Origin of the sequence: Chitinophaga rhizophila, assembly GCF_019492185.1 — a bacterium.
GTDB classification, from domain to species: Bacteria; Bacteroidota; Bacteroidia; order Chitinophagales; family Chitinophagaceae; genus Chitinophaga; species Chitinophaga rhizophila.
On the sequence record NZ_JAICCF010000001.1, the window covers coordinates 1578626 to 1597944 of the forward strand.

Genomic DNA, 19319 nt, shown 5'->3' on the forward strand with positions numbered 1-19319 from the left:
GAAGCCGGATAGCTGTGAGCAGCTATCCGGCTTTTCTTTTGTACCTGTTATCCCTGATTACGCTATTTATTGTTCTTCTGCTGCTGCTTTCTGCTCTTCCAGGTACTCTTTGTACGCCCTGACAGCTTCGGCATTCAGCTCTTTTTTATTCTTAATAATCTCGGGATTTTCCACGCGGTGATATAACTCCGGCTCCAGGTTAAACTGCTTTGTGTCTGCCGGTTGCGGTCCGCTGAAAGCGTAAATCCACTCCCCTTCTTCCGCATCGTACCTGTAACGATACAATGTGAGCCATACAGCTGGTTGTTTCTCATACTTTACTTTGATGCGGGTAATCTGCTCAATATCTGTAATATCATAATCATCATCCGAGAGATAGGAAACAACATATGCTTTGTTCACTATTTCCTGTGTTAGCACCCGCTTAATCTGTGCCTGCTGCTTATCGTCATATATTGTCTTGATGAATGTATGAGCAATCGAATTATCATCTACTATACTTTTAATCACCTTATCGCTCACCTTGATGCTATGATTCATCAGGCCACGCGCTGCCATTGCCCGCAACTGGAAAATACTATCCGAAAGGAATCTGCTGAATAACTGATCTGCCGGCACGTTCATACCCGGAGCGGACAGGATATCGCCGGTTGCCCTGACGCGGTACTTCCAGAGCGGCAGCTGCTCGTCATCTGTCCGGTGGGCATTCAATGCGGCCACCTGCCGTTCAAAGAGTGCCAGTAACTGTGGCATCAATCCATCCAGTTTGTACTGTGTAAACTTAGGTGCGATCCACAGAGAATCGTAATAAGTAGACATGACCAGGTGCTGCAGAATAGAACCTGATTGCGCAGCAGCAGTAATAATTTCGGGCAGCCGTTTTTCAAAGAGCGTATCGTTCATCCCACGGTAGCTGAAGATGTTACTAAACGCATGGTTATTTTCCGGAATCTCAAGGGCAAGCCGCAAAGCGGTATGTATAGCTGTATCGGGGGCTAACGCTGTTATGAATTTCAACACATTAATACGTGCATTAGTATCCTTCAACTGATGGAAAAGGTATACTGCAACATCCAGCAGACTATCCTGTGAGTAATCTGTTACTGAACGCAATACCCTCAACCGGGTGAATCCGGTACTATCCAGTGGGAAAGGTTGTCTCAAAGCCCGTAATACTACTGGTTTATTCAGGCTATCAATCTCCATATTGTAAATATGCTGAAGTGCATTTTCATAATCCGTTGAATCCACTCCCTGGAGGTCATGCAGGAACCTGCCCAGCTTATTATCTTCCAGCCTGAGCGTATCTGCCAGCACTTTCTTACCGGGACGGAACGAGGCAAAGAATTGACCTGCGCGGCCTTCTCCCGCCACCTCTTCAGGCACTACTGCCGACAAGCTGAAGATGGTATGGCCTGCTACAACTATTCTTCTGAAACAACGCAGTGTAGTTTTAGCCACCTTCAATTCTGTATCATATACAGTCAGTCCGTTGACTACTGACTTATTATGGCTGGTGATTATATAAGCGGAATCTTTAGGATACAGGAATGCTTTCATGAGGCTGTCCGGCTGCCCCTGTATATAAGCGGCATACCTGTTAACCGTAACGATATAAGTTGAATAGGATGTTGTATCCAACACATTATACACATCACGCCAGTCTTCTGTAGATGATTCATCATTACCATAGACAGTGAATTTTGCGGGTCCATTGACAGTAAAGCTACTATCCGGCGACTGGTAGGGCACTGTTAACGCTGTTGCTTTCAGCGGTAATATCCGGAAGTTGTTAAAGAAGCCTTTCCAATATGTACTATCAGGATTGTTACCATCGTATGTACATAAAATGCTATAGGCGATGTTTCCTCTGGATATAAAATGCATACGTGAGATATAACCGCTTTGGTGACGGTATACCAGTTGATAATCGCTACGCTCGTCATTTTTAACTGTCACCGAATCAATCAGCTGCATGGTGGAGTCCTGACGCAGTAATACATACCGGATACCTTCCAGGGCAGCGTCATCATTCAGGTTGTAATACCCTGCTTTCATTTTTTCCACACGTACTACGTAAGATACATGGTTAGCATCATCCAGGGCAGAGTAAGCTTCTACCGGCCGCCCCTCCCCTTTATGTTCAGCTTTTACATAACTGGCATCATTCGGTATAACGGCTGAAAAGCCCAAAGCAGGACGCTTCAGCGTATCATACACACTTGCGGAGCGAACAATATCATAGAATCTTACAGATTTAAAGAACTCTTTCCGGGCGAGGCTATCGGCATTTTCAGCCGCATACATAAATACAAATGCCCTGTTGTTACGGATAAACAACCGCAGGTAGAAGGGCGTCTTCCCCTGTAACATAATTGCTTCTGTACCTGGCAGGTTTCTGTAATTGATGGGGTAAGTCTTTTGTATGACTGCTTTACCTTGTGCCGCCATATTCTCAATCAGCATATCCTGCAGCTCTCGTTCAGATTTACCCAGGTGCGGCAGATCCATAGAAAGTGCAAAGGCAGCTTCATTATCGGCAGTACCCATGTACATGCTCTTATTCATACCTGGAATAGGATATGCCATCGGCACACCGGGAAATAATACGCTATACCCGTCGGCCATCCTGTTCATAGTATAACCTTTAACGCTATCCAGCCGCTGACGCTCTTTCCTGGCAACACCGGTGAATGTAGCCGTTACAGGATTTACCCGGAAACCTTTAGACTTCAGTAGCGCAATTATACCTCCTGAGCCTGAAAGATGCGCAGCCCCGACAGCGGCGAATACGCTCTTTCTGGTAACCAGCGCTGCCAGATTATCAGCCATCTCAATATTCCGTTTGTGCAGGCCTGGACCGTTACCATGATCCTCCCAGTTGCCTACCATCGTATAGATCTTGTCAGGATCGCCTTCATGATAGATCTTAACCAGTGAATCCAGGAAGGACACTCTGGCATCAAATATCTCCTCATCTCCCGGTCGATCGGTGTCGGTACTGTTATAACCGATTGTTTCCAGGAAAATATCCTTCTGTAAGGCAGATACCTCTGCGCTCATAAAAGACAGCTGATTTTCCACCTTCTCCAGGCTATAAACAGGTTTATTCAGGTAAGTCGCCTTCTGATGCAACCAGCCATCCAGGAAGATGTTCTCGGCCTTAGCGCCCGATCCGGCGGTTTTGTTGATGACCTCATCTTCATCTTCCAGCAGCCGTTCCAGAAACCATAGTCTTTTGACGTTCAACTGGTTGATGGTCACGCCTGACTTCTTCTTAACCAGGCTATCCACAAAACTATATTCCTGGGGGGTAAATAGCTGGCGCATGTAGTTGACCGTATCCTGCAGGGGACCACCAGGAGCAAGCATATACGTCATCACGGAATCCATATCTACCTCCATCGCAAAGGTTTCCGCATTGCGCAGCGCAAGTAATACAGAATCACTGAACTCAAATACCCTTCGTTCCTGCAGGTGCATGGTGCCAAAAAGGTATGACGGTGTGGTGATGCCGGGGCCTTCTATCCGCCAGAGCAACTGATATCCAGCTCTTTTGCTATGCTGCGCCCTCAGCATAAATGGACAAATGAACAATGCAAGCAATACAAGACATGTCATGCGGGGTAATAAACCGGACATTGATTGCCGGGAACGGGTGTTACGTACTAACATATACACAAAAATAGTAAAGTATTTAGATGCCCGCTGTACTTTCTTACTGATTTTCCTTAAAGAAAGAGACCGTCTTCCGAATGAAGAACGGTCTCTCGTTTTATGGCAACAAAACGTTAGTTATCAGGGAGTCACAATCTGCCATTGCTGGTTGGCCCCACTGTTCCAGTTCCACTGGATAATGCTGCCCCCGTTAGCGGTAGATTGTCCGTTCACATCCAGCGAAAAGCCGCTGTTCCTGTTCAGTAGCTTATAGTATCCGAAGCCTATGTCTATGATCTGCCACTGCTGATTATTCCCACCCCAGTAGTCCCATTGCACAATACCGGCTCCGGCAGTGGTAGACTGCCCATTTACATCCAGCGATTTATTACTGTTCCTGTTGATCACTGAAAAGTAATTACCACTCAGGGCAGTGAATGACCATTGCTGATTCAGTCCGCCCCAATAGTCCCACTGGTCAACAGCTGCACCATTAGCGGTGGATTGATTATATACCTCCAGCGATTTACCGCTGTTTTTATTGGTGACCCTGTAATAGGTGCCTGCAGTAAAAGCCGCATAAGGGGGTGTGATTGTACCGGTCCCCCATGCATATTTCAACCGCGTAAGACCGGAGTTGTTGCTAACAGCCAGGGCACTGCCATTGGTGGTAAACATGCTATACGTATCGCCGGTACGCAGACCTGGCCAGTAAATGCCGCCAACACCCAGTTCACGCATGGCGTTAGTCATTCCCTGCAGGTAGGTATTATTCACATTAGAACCTGGCGCGCCGGTATAATTAGTGCCATCAGTCATCACTGTACCAAACTCTGTGACAATCGTTCTTGCAGGATAGTTGAGGGACTTAACCGGCTGTTCCCAGTCGGCGGTAGTTGTTTTACTGGCTTCAAACCATGTGTAGTCATGGAAGGATAGCAGACAGCTGTCAAAGCGGCTATCAGCGCCTACGGTGTTAACGCCGGTGGAGTAGCCGGTACCATCCAGTACAAACCTGTTTTTAGGCACACCCGGGTACCTGTTGATAAACTGGTTATATATGTTCAGCAGATCGGTGGCGCTATAACCATGCGGCTCGTTGAATACTTCAAAGTAGATCAGCGGATTATTGCGATAGGTGGCAACGATGGCGTCCCACATCTGCCAGAAGCTGGTGGTATTATCAATCAGGCCATTACGGGAAGAGGATCCTTCCCAGTATGCGAGTAAAACCTTCATATTTTTCGAGGCAGCCTTGTCAATAGCGCCTTTGTAGGCATTCCACCAGGTACCGAGTATAGTGGGAGGATTGACGGGCAGGCGAACGGTATTGGCCCCGGCAGACTGAAAACCGTTCAGGATGTAATCAGCTTTCGTCTGAATGGTAGCATAACTATCATTGATAGTAGTACCCGAAAGCACCAGCTCATCATCGGCAAAATTATCGCGTACATCAGCCCAGTTTACACCTTTAAAATCGGCAGATGGCAATGCCGCAGCAGCTGCCAGGTGGCCCTGAACAGGCAGGGGTTTGTCCAGAGTATCATCCATGTCTTTTTGACAGGAAAAGAGAATAATTGCAACAGCAAGCAGTGGAAGTTTTCTTTTCATACGTGAAAGTTTATTGTAATAAAACATGAGGGTCTTGTTCACCAGGAGGATACCGGAGCCCGGACTTTCAGACAAGGGGCTTTTTCATCGTTTGTTCGTCGCTTGGCCGTCGCTTGGCCGTCGCTTGTACTACCCTTCTTCGTCCAAAGGAAATTTGCCAGCATATTGTTCCAGGGTTCTCTCTCAGATCAGGTAAATTTGCGCGAGTTCTTCAAACACTATACGTACAAATGCATATTTCGGAATAATTACCCGGGGTCGTGTACTGCTCAAAAACCGGAAAGGCATCAGGCTGACGAATGATTAATTGTAGACTTTACATTTAAATGTAAGTACTCCGGAGGAGCTGGCAAAATCTTTTGGCGGGTATTTTTAGCCGATCATATTTCGCAGTGATACTGTCAATCTAACAGGTAATGATAGAGAAAGCCGGGGTGAATTTGGTTATATTTGGAGATCCTTCATTGATTCAAAAAAAAATGCAGCTATGAAGTTCCTCTCATTAGCCCCGTTTGTACCATCCGGTCGTGACTTTGCCGCGTCAAAGCAATTATTTCTGGAATTAGGATTTACCATAGCCTGGGATGCGGGGGATTATGTCAGTTTCGCCAAGGATGGCTGCACGTTTATCCTGCAGCAATATGACAATGTTGACTTCGCGCAGAACTTTATGCTGACGGTGGGCATAGAGAATGCCGATGCGTTCTGGCAAGAAGTATCTGAGAAGCAGCTCCCGGAAAGGTTTGGCATCAAACTAAGCAAACCGGTACAGCAACCTTATGGCAAGGAGGTGAACATTATAGATATTGCCGGTGTATGCTGGCACTTTGTGGAATAAGCCGGTTAGTCGGGTTGGTGCTGGAAGCAATAACCATTGGCGATGCTGGTCATGTGCTTGCATCGGGTACCTTTCTTTGTAATACCATTACAACGTACGGTAGCACCGGTACCTGCAGGCTTTTTACGCGGCAATACTGCGGCTTTTTCCGTTTCCGGATGACATATCAGACAGGGTTCAAGGTGTAAGCGGCGTGCTTCGGAAAGACTTAGCTGCTGCGATACATTTTTGACCATTCTGCAATCAGCAGTATGGTATTTCTTTCCATAAGGCGTTTTATAGACCGACTGTGAGTGCAGCCCCGGTTTGAATATAACCAGGAGCTGCACTAATACAATCAGGATACCGGCCTTGATCCACCGGGTTTGTTTATCTTTTCTGTACGGGGTAACGTCCATTCACTTATGAGGTTTGGGTGATCTGGTATCTGAGGGTCATGCATCGTGCGTGGCGGCAAGATGCAGGAAGTATTGCTGTTTCAGCTTTTAAGGGCCTTGACATAATTCAGGAAGGCGTTGCTGAATAGTTCCGTCGCCTCATAGTTACTGAAGTCATATTCTTCATGCATACCGTTGCGGGTACGCAGTTTGATTCTGCCATATTTTACGATGGGTATCTGATAATTATCTTTGAACCGTTTGTCACGGCTACCATCCCTGTTTACCTTGGCCCATGTTCTGTCAATGACCTGGGTATCCCGTGGAACGGGGCCATCCTCTACAAAACGTATCGGACCATAGTCAAAGTCCAGTTCATCATAACCGATGATGCCAAATTGATCGCGGGAGTCATACATGATGAGGAAGGCAGGGTAAAAATACAGGTCGGCACCATTTGCATTTTTAAGCCATAATGGGGCAATAGCCGCACTGATATCGGGTATATTACGGATGCCGATGGAGACTTGTCTTCTTTCGATGAGTGTGGAGGCGGCAGATCTTGCAGCCACCCGGTTCTGAGATACTGCGCTGGTGACGTCCCATACTTTATCGGCAGCAGACAGCCGTTTGAAGGCTTCGCTCAGTGCATCGAATTTCCCTTTCATACCCTCATCAAACTCAACATCCATCGTCATACTACTGTTCTCCAGTTGTTCGCTGATCTGATGAATAGCATTCTGCTGTGCAGCAATGGCATCCTTCAGTTGCTGAGACACTTTCTTTACTATCCATCCGATGAGGAATATGTATGACAGCGTAAGTTTCAACCTGGATGAGGCCAGGGCCATCTTGACCTTTTCCAGGTCCAGGGTTAACTCCTTTTTCTGCTGATGAGCAGCAATGATCGTGTCTTTTATACCCTGCATATCATTACTGGTAACCTCGTCGGGCGCAACACTGAAAATATTACCACGCGATGCTGGTTCCAGTACTGCCACATCCTGCGGTATATGTTGCGGAGTGGTGCTGCGTGCGGGCGATATCCGTTGCCTGTTATACAGGCCAGATCCGGGTATGCCGGTATTCAGATAGGTGCCGCGGGGGCCGAAATTAAGGCTAGCGCCTTTCACACCAATTGTGGTGCTGATACCTCTGCGGCTGATATTCAGGTGTACGCCGGGGATGATCCTGATTCTTTTTCTATAGCTCCATGCCATGGGATAAATAATTAGGGGGTATGATAGTTTTTTGTGGCTGGAAGCAAAGATCAAAGAAATGGATACATGCACAAACAGGTACAGGCAAATACCGGAAAAATCCCCTTTCTTACGGATACAGCAGGTATTTCTTCCTCATCTGCTTATATCCGGAAAGGGCAGGTTCCCATGAGGCGCGGATTTCATCAGCCGTCTTTCCGGCAATAATCTGTTGTTTGAAATCATATACACCGGCCAGTACGTCGATATTGCCCATCTGTTTACTCTGACTCCGGTCGAAGAACCGCTGTTTATCAGGATATGCTTTATAAAGTGCAATCATCCAGTCCAGGTTAATCCTTTTCTGTTTACGCAGTGTATCAGTGTCATAATTGCGCAGATCCAGGCCATAGCAGGCATTGTTCATGTGAAGGGGTGTTTCACTCATACCTGGCATACTTACCGGAGTAAAAGAAAACGCATATTTATCTTTCAGTGCAGGACTGCCCAATATGGTGAACGGAAACAGGGTACCCCTGCCCTGGCTGATGATAGTACCTTCGAACAGGCAGGTGGATGGATACAGCAGGATGCTTTGCTGTGTATTGAGGTTAGGCGATGGTTTAACTGGTAAGGTGTAGGTCAGATCATGCTGGTAGTTCTTCAGCGGAATGATTTTCAGACGGCATTGCTTTTTGCCGGGCAGCCAGCCTTCACCATTGATCATTTTGGCAAATTCAGCGATGGTCATACCATGCGCTACCGGTATAGGGAACTGCCCGATACCTGACTTCAGGCGCATATCCAGTACCGGTCCGTCAACCAGGTATCCATTGGGATTGGGACGGTCCAGCACCAGGAGTTCCTTGTTATTATCAGCGCAGCCTTCCATCACATCCCGGAGTACATTAATGTAAGTATAGAAGCGGCAGCCTACGTCCTGTATATCGAAGATGACGATATCCACATCTTTGAGATCAGCAGCAGCAGGTTTACGTTTTGCGCCGTAGAGAGAGATGATGGGCAAACCGGTAGCCGCATCTTTTTCGTCTTTTACCTTGGCTCCATTACTGGCATTTCCCCGGAAGCCATGTTCCGGACCAAACACTTTAACGATTTTAACGCCCTTTTTAAGCAGGCTATCTACCAGATGCACCTTTCCTATCACCGTAGTCGGATTTGCCAATATTGCGACTCTTTTGCCCTTTAAATAAGGCAGATAAGCTTCGGTCTGACAAGCCCCTGTTATAATTTCTTCTTTTTTGTCGTCTCCGGCAGGAGAATTAAGCATATTGTCAGGCAAAGTACCTGATGATATAAACAGACTGAGGAGCAAGGCTATTGTGGATATTATCTTCATATTGACAAGTTACGATACCGGCAAAATAATTAACTTTATCGATCATCCTGCATTTAATCATACCCGGAATTACGGGCCCCTAAATAAAAACTAATGGCAGCATTAAACCTCCCCCCTAATTATCAGGCCGTGATGCCTTATCTCATTCTTAAAGACGCAGCCGGTTTCATCACATTTGCCAAAGACATATTTGACGCTACTGAGCAGATGAGAACGATGCGCGATGATCAAAAGATCATGCATGCAGAAATCAACATACATGGTAGTACCATCATGGTAGCTGAGCAGACAGATGAATACGCCAGCCAGAATGCAGGAATTTTTGTATATGTAGCAGACTGCGACAGCGCATATCAGCGGGCGCTGGATAAAGGAGCAGAAAGTATATTGCCGCCGGCTGACCAGTCCTATGGCAGAAGCGCCGGTATCAAAGATCCATTCGGCAATACCTGGTGGGTTACGCACCCACTTTCATAATACCCCCATATACAATGTAATAAAGACCTGCAGTAATAGTTACTCCAGCAACCGGCCCCGGCAGGAACATACTGCTTTACGGAACGGAAGGGCTCCCTATTGTTTTTTTCCGGATAGCGTAAATCATTTTCCCGATTATGTAAACGGAGAAGTCCGTTATGCCCCAACTTTGCGGCCCAAATAAGTGAACATATGAGACTTCTCCAAACGTTTCTTTTGATGATACTAGCCTTCAGTCCATGCGTGCTTCTTGCTCATAATGCGGAAGACGGGAATGGTGTCATTAAAGGAATTGTGACGACTACAGATGGTAAGCCAGCCGCTATGGTAACAGTGATGCTTAAAGACACTAAGAAATCTGCTGTTACAGATGAGAGTGGAGCTTTCCTGCTCAATAATATAAAACCGGGCAATTATACGTTGCTGGTAAGACTGGTAGGTCATGGCGTGAAAGAAGAAATGGTGGTGGTAACGGCTGATAATACCACACAGCTGAACATTACCCTGCAGCTTTCCGATATACAGCTGAAAGAAGTGGAAATAGCTACTGGCCGCAGCAAGTTTGCAAAGAAAGAATCTGACTATGTGGCGCGTCTGCCTATCAAAAACCTGGAAAACCCGCAGGTATATAATGTTGTTTCCAAAGAACTGATGCAGGAGCAGATCGTAACAAACTTTGACGATGCGATCAAGAATACGCCTGGCGTGAACAGACTGTGGTCTTCTACTGGTCGTCCGGGTGATGGTGCAGGCTACTTTTCTATGCGTGGTTTTGCAGTACAGCCAACCATGATCAATGGTGTGCCTGGTCTGACAAATGGAGGCATTGATCCTGCGAATGTCGAGCGTATTGAGTCGATCAAAGGTCCATCAGGCACTTTGTTTGGCAGCAGCTTTATTTCCTTCGGTGGTTTACTGAATATAGTAACTAAAAGACCTTATGACAGCTTTGGCGGAGAAGTTAGTTATACCGCTGGCGGATTTGGCCTGAACCGTATTACAGCTGATGTAAATACACCGCTGAATGAAGATAAAAGTGCCTTACTGCGTCTGAATGCAGCTTATCACAATGAGGGCAGCTTCCAGGATGCAGGTTTTAAGAAGTCTTTCTTCTTTGCTCCCAGCCTGTCATACAAGGTGAATGATAAATTATCCTTTCTGATCAATACTGAGATCTATTCAGCCGAAAGCACCAATGCAATGATGCTGTTCCTGAACAGAGGCCGTCAGCTGTTTGCCCGTACACCGGAGGAACTGAATATGGACTTCAACAGATCTTATACCAGCAATGATCTGACTTACAAGACCCCTACCCTGAACCTATACGGACAGGCAACTTACAAGTTTTCTGATAAATGGTCTTCTCAGACTAACATTTCCAGAAGTGTACGTAAGAGCAATGGTTACTATTCCTACGTAATGTTACTGGATCTTGGTCCTACAGCAGAGACGCCACCAAATGATACACTGTTATCACGCTTTGCTTACAATCAAAATTCTACCACTACTACTACCAACATACAGCAGAACTTCATCGGTGACTTCAGGATTGGTAACCTGCGTAACCGCCTGGTATTTGGCCTGGACTTCTCTGATGTCAGCTCAGTAAATAATAACTCAGCTTACGCACTATTTGATTTTGTGAACATCACCCGTAATGATGATCCACGCTATGGTCAGCTGAACAAAGCGGCGGTAGATGCTAATCTGGCGGGACAGCCAGTAACAAAAGACGGTAACAGCGCACAGGTGTACAGCGCTTATGTATCTGACGTACTGAATATCACAGACGCGTTGATAGCAATGGCGAGCGTACGTATAGACCGTTTTGAAAGCAAAGGCTATAAAGACTTTACGACCAATACTACTTCGGACAAATATGGCCAGACAGCGGTATCCCCTAAATTGGGCCTGGTGTACCAGATCGTAAAAGACCAGGTGAGCGTGTTTGGTAACTATATGAATGGATTCAGCAACGTAGCTCCCGGGCAGCGTATACTGCCTGACTACAACAACATCTTCAAGCCCCAGCAGGCTAACCAGTGGGAAGGTGGAGTAAAGCTGGATGCATTCAATCACAAACTGACGTTAACTGCCAGCTACTATGACCTGCTGGTTACCAATATGACCCGTCAGGAAACCGTATTGCGTGATGGTACCAGCTATAACGTAACCGTTCAGGATGGTACACAGAAAAGTAAAGGGGTAGAATTTGATCTGATAGCTAACCCGATTCCGGGCTTGAATATCGTAGCTGGTTATAGCTACAATGACAGCAAAATGGTAGAATCTGATGCTCACCTGAAAGGGAGAAGGCCAGTATCTGCAGGTCCGGCTAACCTGGCTAACGCCTGGATCAGCTATACCTTTACACAAGGTAAAGTAAAGGGACTGGGATTAGGTTTTGGTGGTAACTATGCCAGTGAGAACTTCATCAGCAATACATCTTACACGGGTCTGTTCACATTGCCTTCTTATACCGTGCTGAATGCATCTGTATTCTACAATGCAAAGTCTTACCGTCTGGGTGTGAAACTGGATAACGTTGCTAATAAAGAATACTTCGGCGGATGGAGTACCCTGGAAAAACAAATGCCAAGACGTTTGTCAGCAAATGTTACTTTCAGATTCTAACATACGCTTATACATGTCTTAACGGATAGTCATATATTTCGGCGGCCTGCACACCTAACAGCGTGCAGGCCGCTTTGTTTTATCCAATGTCCCTCAACGTTTACTATTATTTTAACATATACGGGGAACACGTTTTACATTGTTTTGTTATTTTTGGCCGGCTAATATGCAGTATTTTATTACGTAACCTCATAAAAACCCGGAAGTCATGTCAACTAGCCTGTTCGAGAAAATACTGGAAAACAGTTATACAGAACAACAGCCACTCACCCTATTTTTGACGAGCGTGCGTTTGCAGGGTATTGTCAGCACCCTTTATCCCGGAGCAGTAGAAATCAGAACCAGTGAAGGCAAACGCTGTATTATCAGAACAGAAAGTATAGAGGCGATTGAGACATTGTAATTGCGCTCTTTTATTATATCATATCTAATTGAAAAGGATGGACAATACGACCCAACATTCCCTGCCGGGACTGATCCGCAAGGTACTGGGCAGCCCGCATGCTGAACAGGTAATTAAGGCTCAGATCATTCAGCTGGCTTCACAACAGCTGCATGTACCGGAAGTGACCACCGCGTTACTGGAAGTACTTCCGCAAACCAAAGACAAAGAAACGCGTGACAAGCTGCTGTTTTTCCTGTCGTCATTAAACACTTCCCGCTTCAGCGACCTCCGTGTATTGTTTGATACCTTATTGCAGGTATTCCAGCAGGAAAAAGACAGAGATACGCGCACCGCGTTGTTATACCGGTTACAGGAAAGTCTGCACCAGGATAGCCGGCTGGCATCGTTTTTCATCAGCCTTGCGGCAGATAGCCAGCTCAGTGAACGGGAAATGCTGGCCGTACAGGATGCCTTATCTACCCTACCTGCCATTACCCAGGATATTGCACTGGCAGCATTATCTACGCATAAAAATGCGCCCACCATCCTGCAATTACAGGCACTGACCCTGGCAGAGAAATGCACCGCATGGGGACCTGAAATTGTTGCCGCGCTACAGCCCTACCTGGATGTAAAGAACGACAGGGAGGTACGGATACGTATACTGAAACGCCTGGCTGATGCCAAACTACTGGACGTAGCCTATGTGCCATTACTGATACAGGTGTTACATACTGACAATGACCCATATATGCGCAGTCAGGCGCTATTGGCATTGCAACGCATCCGACCCTGGACAGGCGACATGGTGGCACAGCTGTATTGGTCATCCACAAAAGACAGCGACGAGGGCATTCGTCAGCAGGCATTGCTGCTTCAGAAAGAGATGCCGGAACTGAGTAATGAACAGCTGATACAGCTGGCGGAGCTACTGGCAACAGACCGTTCTGAAGGTGTACGGTTAACGTTACTGGGACTGTTGAAACCAGTGATGCGTATACCTGAAATACGGAACGCAGTAGCGGGTGCTTTCAGTAGTCATCCGGGCGTATTTGACAATGCTGAGTTCAATCAGCTGGTAGAAATGCTTACCCCATATGCAGGCAGGGACGCGGTGATCAGCACCATGCTGCTTGAAAGTATTAACGGACTACCCAATACTGACCAACGCAGAAAGGTATTATCGTTGCTGATAGGACGTCTGAAGACAGAACAGGTAATCGATCAACTGGTAGCACTATTCAGGAAAGAACGTGATGAAAGTTTGCGGGAAGTACTGTTTAATCAGGTAAAAGCATTGTCAGTAGCCAGGCATCCGCAACTGGTGGATGTGTTCTGTACAGAGCTGACAGAACCGGGATCACCATTCCGGATTACCTGTGCGGGTATATTGGCGGGCGTAGCATCACTTTATCCGCAGATAGTGCCTGCTTTGGAAGACGTGCTGCAATACGACACAGAAAGAGAGTTGGTACGCCTATGCCTTGATGGCTATCTACGCCCCGGGGTGGAGCAACGTTTTGATGTATTGTTATCAGTAGTACGTAATGAAAGTACAGACCTGCAGTCAAGGCAGAAAGCGCTGGATGCTGTCATCAAGTTAACCCTGGATACCAGTCAGCAGGATGAGCTGACAACCGCACTTGCAGGAATTAAACCCAATACGTTGAAAACATCCTGATATGAGTAATATTATAGAACAGATAAGAGAACGAAGAAACGCTAATACCTCTCAGTCACTGATGATGCTGGAGATGGTACCGCTTTCCGACATAGATACCAAGTATTCGTTGTTGTCTGGTGCGAGCGCCTACCTGCACGATCCGGCCATTGCAGAGAAGTGGATGGAGCTGACAGCAGCAGAAACAGATACCCGGCTGAAAGCAGATATGCTGCAGCAGCTGGCAGTAACGGGGATGCGGCAGATAGCAGTAAAAGAGCGGTTCATACAGATACTGATTGAATCTTTAAAACAGGATGAGAGCAGAGATATTATCCTTCCTATCCTCGGCAGATATGCCATTACAGATACCACAGCCAGGCAACACCTGATTACTTTTTACAAGCAACAGGATAATGCAGATGTCAGCCGCATGATACTTTCCTGGCTGTTGATACCCATAACCGCTACACCGGAAGATCTGGCCTTTTACAAAGAGATGCTGGACAAAACAGATGAAGCGGAGAAGCTTGTACTGGTGAACAGGTTGTTGCTGCAGGATGAAGCAGATATGGCATTGATCAGCCGTTTACTGACACCGGAGGAGCCCTTTCTTATCAAGGAAATGGTATTGCGGTTCTGCTTTGACCGGTCTTTCGTACCTACAGCCGCATTAGCCAATTTAATTAAGACTGACAGATCTCCCCTGATCTGCATCCGTTGTATTCAATTGCTGGCGGTACATGGCCTGGATGATCCGGCGTTGATTGATATCTTGCTGGAATCGGGCAGGAATGATCCTGATGCAGCAGTCAGGAATGCGGCGCTGCATGCTTTCTCCTACAGTATCAAGCTAACGCCGGAGATTATCAGTCATCTGTGCCGGAATCTGGCTACTGAGAAAGATGCCGGTATAGCAGCAGGCCTGATCAATATGCTGGCACCTTATACTGCCCAACACGAGATCCTCAGCAATGCCCTACTGGAGCTGGTACAGCAGCCGATACAAACCGCGCTGGCCGTACGCATCTATGAGATACTCGGCAGGCTGATTCCGCAACGGCCGGCACTATTTGAAAAGTTTGTAGTACTGTTTGAGCAGGAGCAGCAAACAGATTGCCGTACGGCGATGCTGAATGCAATTGCAGCAGCAGTAACCCCGGGAGATGAGCTGAATAGTTTCTACCTGAAAGCACTGGAAGCACCTTCTCTTCAGATAAAAGAAGCAGGCATCCGTGGTATATTACAGATACCGCTTACCAGGGCAAATACCGGGACGGTAGCAGCAGCAGCGCCAGTATTGTTGCACCCGGGTATCCCGAATGATCTGCGCCGCACACTGGCAAAAAAGATCAGTACTATCCCACAGTTACCTTCGGCTACCGTACAGGTATTCAATCAACTGGCCGATCATGAGCAGGATAGTATTATAAGGGATATCTGTACAAAGGTGCAGGAAAGTGCCATATCACAGGCCGGGGGCGCACATATCAACTGGGAGCAATGGTTACATAAGGCAGATGTAGCGCATGACTTTTCGGGCATATTCCCGCATCTGTGGATGTACTATGATGATAATCCAGCTATGGCGCATAGTATACTATGGTCGGCGCTTAATCCGGCTGGCAGTTCTTCCATATACCAGGAAAGGGTCTCTGACGTGGAAATACTCCGCTTCCTGGCAGTAAAAGCAGGTATTGACGATAACCTCAGCCGGTATGCCCTGAACCAGCTGTTAACCGCAGATCTGGGCAATGAGTCGAAGTTCAAAGAGTATCTGCTGATATTGAAAAGCAATCCACAGTTTGCTGAGCTAAAAGAAGGATTATGGTCACTGCTGGAGAAGCGGGGCCGTTATATCAATCTTATCCAGCTGGATGAACTGAACCGCCTGATCTGGGGAGACGAGCTGGAAACGGTGTTCCGGCAGCGCCTGGAAAAGCAGCAATCTGCCGCTGGTATACAACCTTACATCAGCTACCTGACTGTTAACAGTTCCTGGACGCCTGTACCTGACCTGCTGCATTGGATAGTGCAGCGGCCATTTGTACAGCAGGATGCCGATGCCATGCGCGCGCTGAAGGATGCTACGCGCAATGCCGGCATGGACCTGGAGAAGATGCTGCGCAGCGCTACTCCGGAACAACCAGGATTTGCTGACGAAGAAGGACCGGGATTCGCTGATTGATGCACAGTACCGGTACTCATTGCTGACCCAATAACTTAAAAAGATGCCTGAAGAATTAGCTTTATTCGATATACTATTATCAACAGAACGTACTGAGACAGAACGCCTGGATGCATTAAACAGTCTGCAACCTTTTCTCGCTACTGATGAAGCAGCAGAAAAATTATCCATTGCAGCAAGAAATGAAGCCACCGTTTCCATCCGCAAACGAATGCTGGAATTGCTGTGCGCTATTCCTATCACCCGGTTATCGCAGCGGGAAGCATATATTGACACTTTCTGCTGGTTTGCAGCCCTGGAACCTGAAAGGCCACTACGGCTACTGGCTATTCACCAGCTGGCAGCTTTGGCAGCACATGTAGAGCCTGTACAGGAAATACTGGCAGAAACACTGGTTAATGACCTGGACACCCGGATACAGCTGGAGTGCATCTATGGCCTGGGCAATATAGTACATAAAACACCTGCTACTATTGAACTGATCAGTGGGTTCATTCCGCTGGCCCCGGCAGCAGTTAAAGCCGGACTGTTACAACTGGTAAAGCAGTTCCCATTGCCGGCAGCCGCTGATATGGCCATGCAATTTATATCTCCGTTGGAAAGCAGTGGCACCCGGCTGGATGCGATCAGTTTCCTGGCCACCTTACCGGCACCCTCTACTGCGATTATCAGTCAGCTGTCTGCCTCAATTCTGACGGAGACAGATGTACAGGTGAGAGCAGCCATCATCCGGTTACTGGCTAACCTAAAGACTGTAGATGAGTCACTGTTCAGTGGTATTATCGCTGCCCTACAACGAATGCCAGATCAACCGGAACTGTTATCGATACTCAGAGACCGGCTTACAGCGCATCCGGAATTGCAGGAGCAACTGGCACAGTTGTTTACCGCCAGCAACGCTGCGGGGTTAAAAATCAGTCTGCTGACATTGTTACAACATAGTGATATTCCGGCCCTGCTGATCAGTGGGTTGAGTGATAACAATCCATATGTGAGGGAAGCTGCGCTGCCCTATCTGCAACAGCATTTCGCCCGCCATCAGTCCGTAATAGAACCAGCGCTTATAACGGCAATCCGGGAAGAGCCGCTCACGGTATTACGAAGCGAATTATTGCATGTACTATTGCACATGGGCCGGAAATCGGCAGAGACAGAAGCAGCTCTTATTTCGCTGGCGCTGACAGAGACAGACCACCGCCTGAAGATACAGCTGGCAGAAGTGGCCACTCAATTTGCAGTAACACCGGAAAACAGCCAGGCGTTGCTGCAATTATTCCGTGAGATCATGGAAGGCGTGTATTTCCCGGCGCATATCAAAGCGCAGGTAACCGCTCGGTTAACCACCTATTCATATAGCAACTCACCTGATCTGAAGCAGAGTCTCGGACTGATGCTGGAACAGGCGAAAGATATTAATGAAGTAGCAGTCATATACAAACTACTTAAAACGCTGGAGGCAGATATCAATCAGCTGGCCCCTGCCATGATCAATGTGCTGTACAGGCATATTGCCTATTATCCGCAAGCGCCACTTGATGAATGGGTACAGCTGTTTGGCAAACTGGCAGCACAGGACGCCCACATACGCGCAGAACTTCCTTACATCGTTGCGTTGACAAAAGCTAACTGGCTGTTGTCAGAAACAGATAAAAGCGATCAGACAGGCGCTTTCCTGCCTGCTTTCAAGGAGACGTTACTGAAAAAAAATGGCATGCAAACGTTCATGGAAGCAGAACGAATGCTGAATGACGCCTGGCAGAACAGGACAATCAAGAAAGCCGAGGTAATCGCATTATATCAGATGTTATTAAGCTTGCCGAAGGCAGATGGCATCCTACAGCGCCTGTTAAGCATTATGCAGACCGGGAAACTGGTTACGCCTGAACTGGTACAGATCAGCCTTGATTACCTGCTGACCCCTATAGACAAAGATGGGGCGTACATGGTAAGGAAATACCTGGAAAGTACCGGTTACCTTGATCTTGAGTACAGAAGCAGGGTATTAGCCTTATTTACGCAGGAACACTTCCGCAGGTACAGGCAGCATACCATGCCGGGATTGCATACCAGGAAACGGTATAATACCTTAAACGACTGGGAATATAGCGGCTGGTATAATGCATATAATGAATGGCCTGTTGCTGAGCTGGTATTTGCTATGGAGCCTGGGCAGATCATTACAGAATTGTATGCTACACCGCCTGCAGACAACGACATTCCGGAAGCAACATTACAATATCTGGTACTTGAACATCTGTTCAGAAAGGCACAAAATACCTGGGCCAGGAGTATTTATGGGAATGTGGATGCTTTGCAGGCGTTCCTGCGGCAGCTGTCAGAAAACATCCGTGTACTACCTGAACAAAACGGGCTTAGAGACAGGATGGTATATGTGTTCTGGAAAAAATGGAATGATTATGTCAGAATACTGAATGGTAGTCCGGTACCTGCTGACTTATCCACAGCTGCTGCAGAAGTATATATTGCGGTGTGTAAGGTGCAGCAGCGGCTTGAGCCTGACTTCACGGGTAAGAAGTTTCCTGATATACTGAAAGGCATGAACAAAGATGTAGTACATCAGCAATGGCCCTGGAACAATGAATTGTGGGAGACATTTGAATACAGGCACTTCCCTAAAGCTGATCCGGACCAGGACGCGGCGCAGCAGTTATACCAGCAGGCAGCTAAAGCATTACAATCCGGAGAGATGAATAAAGGTTACCAGTCATTGAAGGAGCTGGTGGCACAATATGCTCATACGAAGCTTGTGAAAGAGCAAATGAGCAATATTAATAATGCCCTGATACGGCTGGAAGAACAGATGAAGTAAGTATATGTTACTGTTATATAACAATGGCCTTCTGATATTAGATACCAGAAGGCCATTCTCTTGCAGGATAGGACTTAGTCGTATTACCTGCTTAGTAAGGCTA

Annotated in this window: 12 protein-coding genes; 7 read left to right on the top strand and 5 right to left on the bottom strand. The window is 47.0% G+C overall.

From position 1 onward, the window contains the following. Window positions 1-66 precede the first annotated feature (66 nt). Together K1Y79_RS05875 and K1Y79_RS05880 are read right to left on the bottom strand one after the other, a co-directional pair. The gene (locus K1Y79_RS05875) at window positions 67-3675 is read right to left on the bottom strand and encodes a TraB/GumN family protein (RefSeq protein WP_220249066.1); all 3609 of its coding nucleotides are present in this window, start codon (window positions 3673-3675) and stop codon (window positions 67-69) included. 123 nt (window positions 3676-3798) lie between these two features. After that, the gene (locus tag K1Y79_RS05880) at window positions 3799-5268 is read right to left on the bottom strand and encodes an RICIN domain-containing protein (RefSeq protein ID WP_220249067.1); all 1470 of its coding nucleotides are present in this window, start codon (window positions 5266-5268) and stop codon (window positions 3799-3801) included. A gap of 487 nt (window positions 5269-5755) precedes the next feature. Here K1Y79_RS05880 and K1Y79_RS05885 point away from each other — a divergent pair, with 487 nt between their 5' ends. Further along, window positions 5756-6106, top strand: a complete 351-nt coding sequence (locus tag K1Y79_RS05885; RefSeq protein WP_220249068.1) for a VOC family protein — start codon at window positions 5756-5758, stop codon at window positions 6104-6106. A gap of 5 nt (window positions 6107-6111) precedes the next feature. Here the strand turns inward: K1Y79_RS05885 and K1Y79_RS05890 are convergent, their stop codons facing one another. From K1Y79_RS05890 to K1Y79_RS05900, 3 genes are all read right to left on the bottom strand, one after another. Beyond that, window positions 6112-6504 carry a DUF5763 domain-containing protein gene (locus K1Y79_RS05890; protein ID WP_220249069.1) on the bottom strand — a complete coding sequence of 131 codons (393 nt, stop codon included), beginning with the start codon at window positions 6502-6504 and terminating at the stop codon, window positions 6112-6114. An 80-nt stretch (window positions 6505-6584) separates the two neighbouring features. After that, window positions 6585-7703: a DUF4236 domain-containing protein gene (locus K1Y79_RS05895; protein ID WP_220249070.1), complete on the bottom strand. Its 1119-nt coding sequence runs from the start codon at window positions 7701-7703 to the stop codon at window positions 6585-6587. A 109-nt stretch (window positions 7704-7812) separates the two neighbouring features. Then, window positions 7813-9042, bottom strand: coding sequence for an exo-beta-N-acetylmuramidase NamZ family protein (locus tag K1Y79_RS05900; RefSeq protein WP_220249071.1), 1230 nt, complete (start codon window positions 9040-9042; stop codon window positions 7813-7815). A 93-nt stretch (window positions 9043-9135) separates the two neighbouring features. Here K1Y79_RS05900 and K1Y79_RS05905 point away from each other — a divergent pair, with 93 nt between their 5' ends. From K1Y79_RS05905 to K1Y79_RS05930, 6 genes are all read left to right on the top strand, one after another. After that, a complete protein-coding gene (locus K1Y79_RS05905) occupies window positions 9136-9519 on the top strand; it encodes a VOC family protein (RefSeq protein ID WP_220249072.1) in 384 nt (127 codons plus the stop codon). Window positions 9520-9738: 219 nt separating this feature from the next. After that, window positions 9739-12153: a TonB-dependent receptor gene (locus K1Y79_RS05910; protein ID WP_236059504.1), complete on the top strand. Its 2415-nt coding sequence runs from the start codon at window positions 9739-9741 to the stop codon at window positions 12151-12153. Between the two features lie 208 nt (window positions 12154-12361). Beyond that, complete coding sequence (locus K1Y79_RS05915; RefSeq protein ID WP_220249074.1) at window positions 12362-12556, top strand: hypothetical protein; 195 nt, start codon at window positions 12362-12364, stop codon at window positions 12554-12556. A 37-nt stretch (window positions 12557-12593) separates the two neighbouring features. Next, a complete protein-coding gene (locus K1Y79_RS05920) occupies window positions 12594-14219 on the top strand; it encodes a HEAT repeat domain-containing protein (RefSeq protein ID WP_220249075.1) in 1626 nt (541 codons plus the stop codon). A gap of 1 nt (window position 14220) precedes the next feature. Beyond that, complete coding sequence (locus tag K1Y79_RS05925) at window positions 14221-16386, top strand: hypothetical protein (RefSeq protein ID WP_220249076.1); 2166 nt, start codon at window positions 14221-14223, stop codon at window positions 16384-16386. Window positions 16387-16429: 43 nt separating this feature from the next. Then, window positions 16430-19216, top strand: coding sequence for a hypothetical protein (locus K1Y79_RS05930; protein WP_220249077.1), 2787 nt, complete (start codon window positions 16430-16432; stop codon window positions 19214-19216). Window positions 19217-19319 lie beyond the last annotated feature (103 nt).

Coding starts and splice junctions, on each gene's coding strand:
- K1Y79_RS05875 (WP_220249066.1), bottom strand. CDS start 3,675: ATGTTAGTACGTAACACCCGTTCCCGGCAATCAATGTCCGGTTTATTA.
- K1Y79_RS05880 (WP_220249067.1), bottom strand. CDS start 5,268: ATGAAAAGAAAACTTCCACTGCTTGCTGTTGCAATTATTCTCTTTTCC.
- K1Y79_RS05885 (WP_220249068.1), top strand. CDS start 5,756: ATGAAGTTCCTCTCATTAGCCCCGTTTGTACCATCCGGTCGTGACTTT.
- K1Y79_RS05890 (WP_220249069.1), bottom strand. CDS start 6,504: ATGGACGTTACCCCGTACAGAAAAGATAAACAAACCCGGTGGATCAAG.
- K1Y79_RS05895 (WP_220249070.1), bottom strand. CDS start 7,703: ATGGCATGGAGCTATAGAAAAAGAATCAGGATCATCCCCGGCGTACAC.
- K1Y79_RS05900 (WP_220249071.1), bottom strand. CDS start 9,042: ATGAAGATAATATCCACAATAGCCTTGCTCCTCAGTCTGTTTATATCA.
- K1Y79_RS05905 (WP_220249072.1), top strand. CDS start 9,136: ATGGCAGCATTAAACCTCCCCCCTAATTATCAGGCCGTGATGCCTTAT.
- K1Y79_RS05910 (WP_236059504.1), top strand. CDS start 9,739: ATGATACTAGCCTTCAGTCCATGCGTGCTTCTTGCTCATAATGCGGAA.
- K1Y79_RS05915 (WP_220249074.1), top strand. CDS start 12,362: ATGTCAACTAGCCTGTTCGAGAAAATACTGGAAAACAGTTATACAGAA.
- K1Y79_RS05920 (WP_220249075.1), top strand. CDS start 12,594: ATGGACAATACGACCCAACATTCCCTGCCGGGACTGATCCGCAAGGTA.
- K1Y79_RS05925 (WP_220249076.1), top strand. CDS start 14,221: ATGAGTAATATTATAGAACAGATAAGAGAACGAAGAAACGCTAATACC.
- K1Y79_RS05930 (WP_220249077.1), top strand. CDS start 16,430: ATGCCTGAAGAATTAGCTTTATTCGATATACTATTATCAACAGAACGT.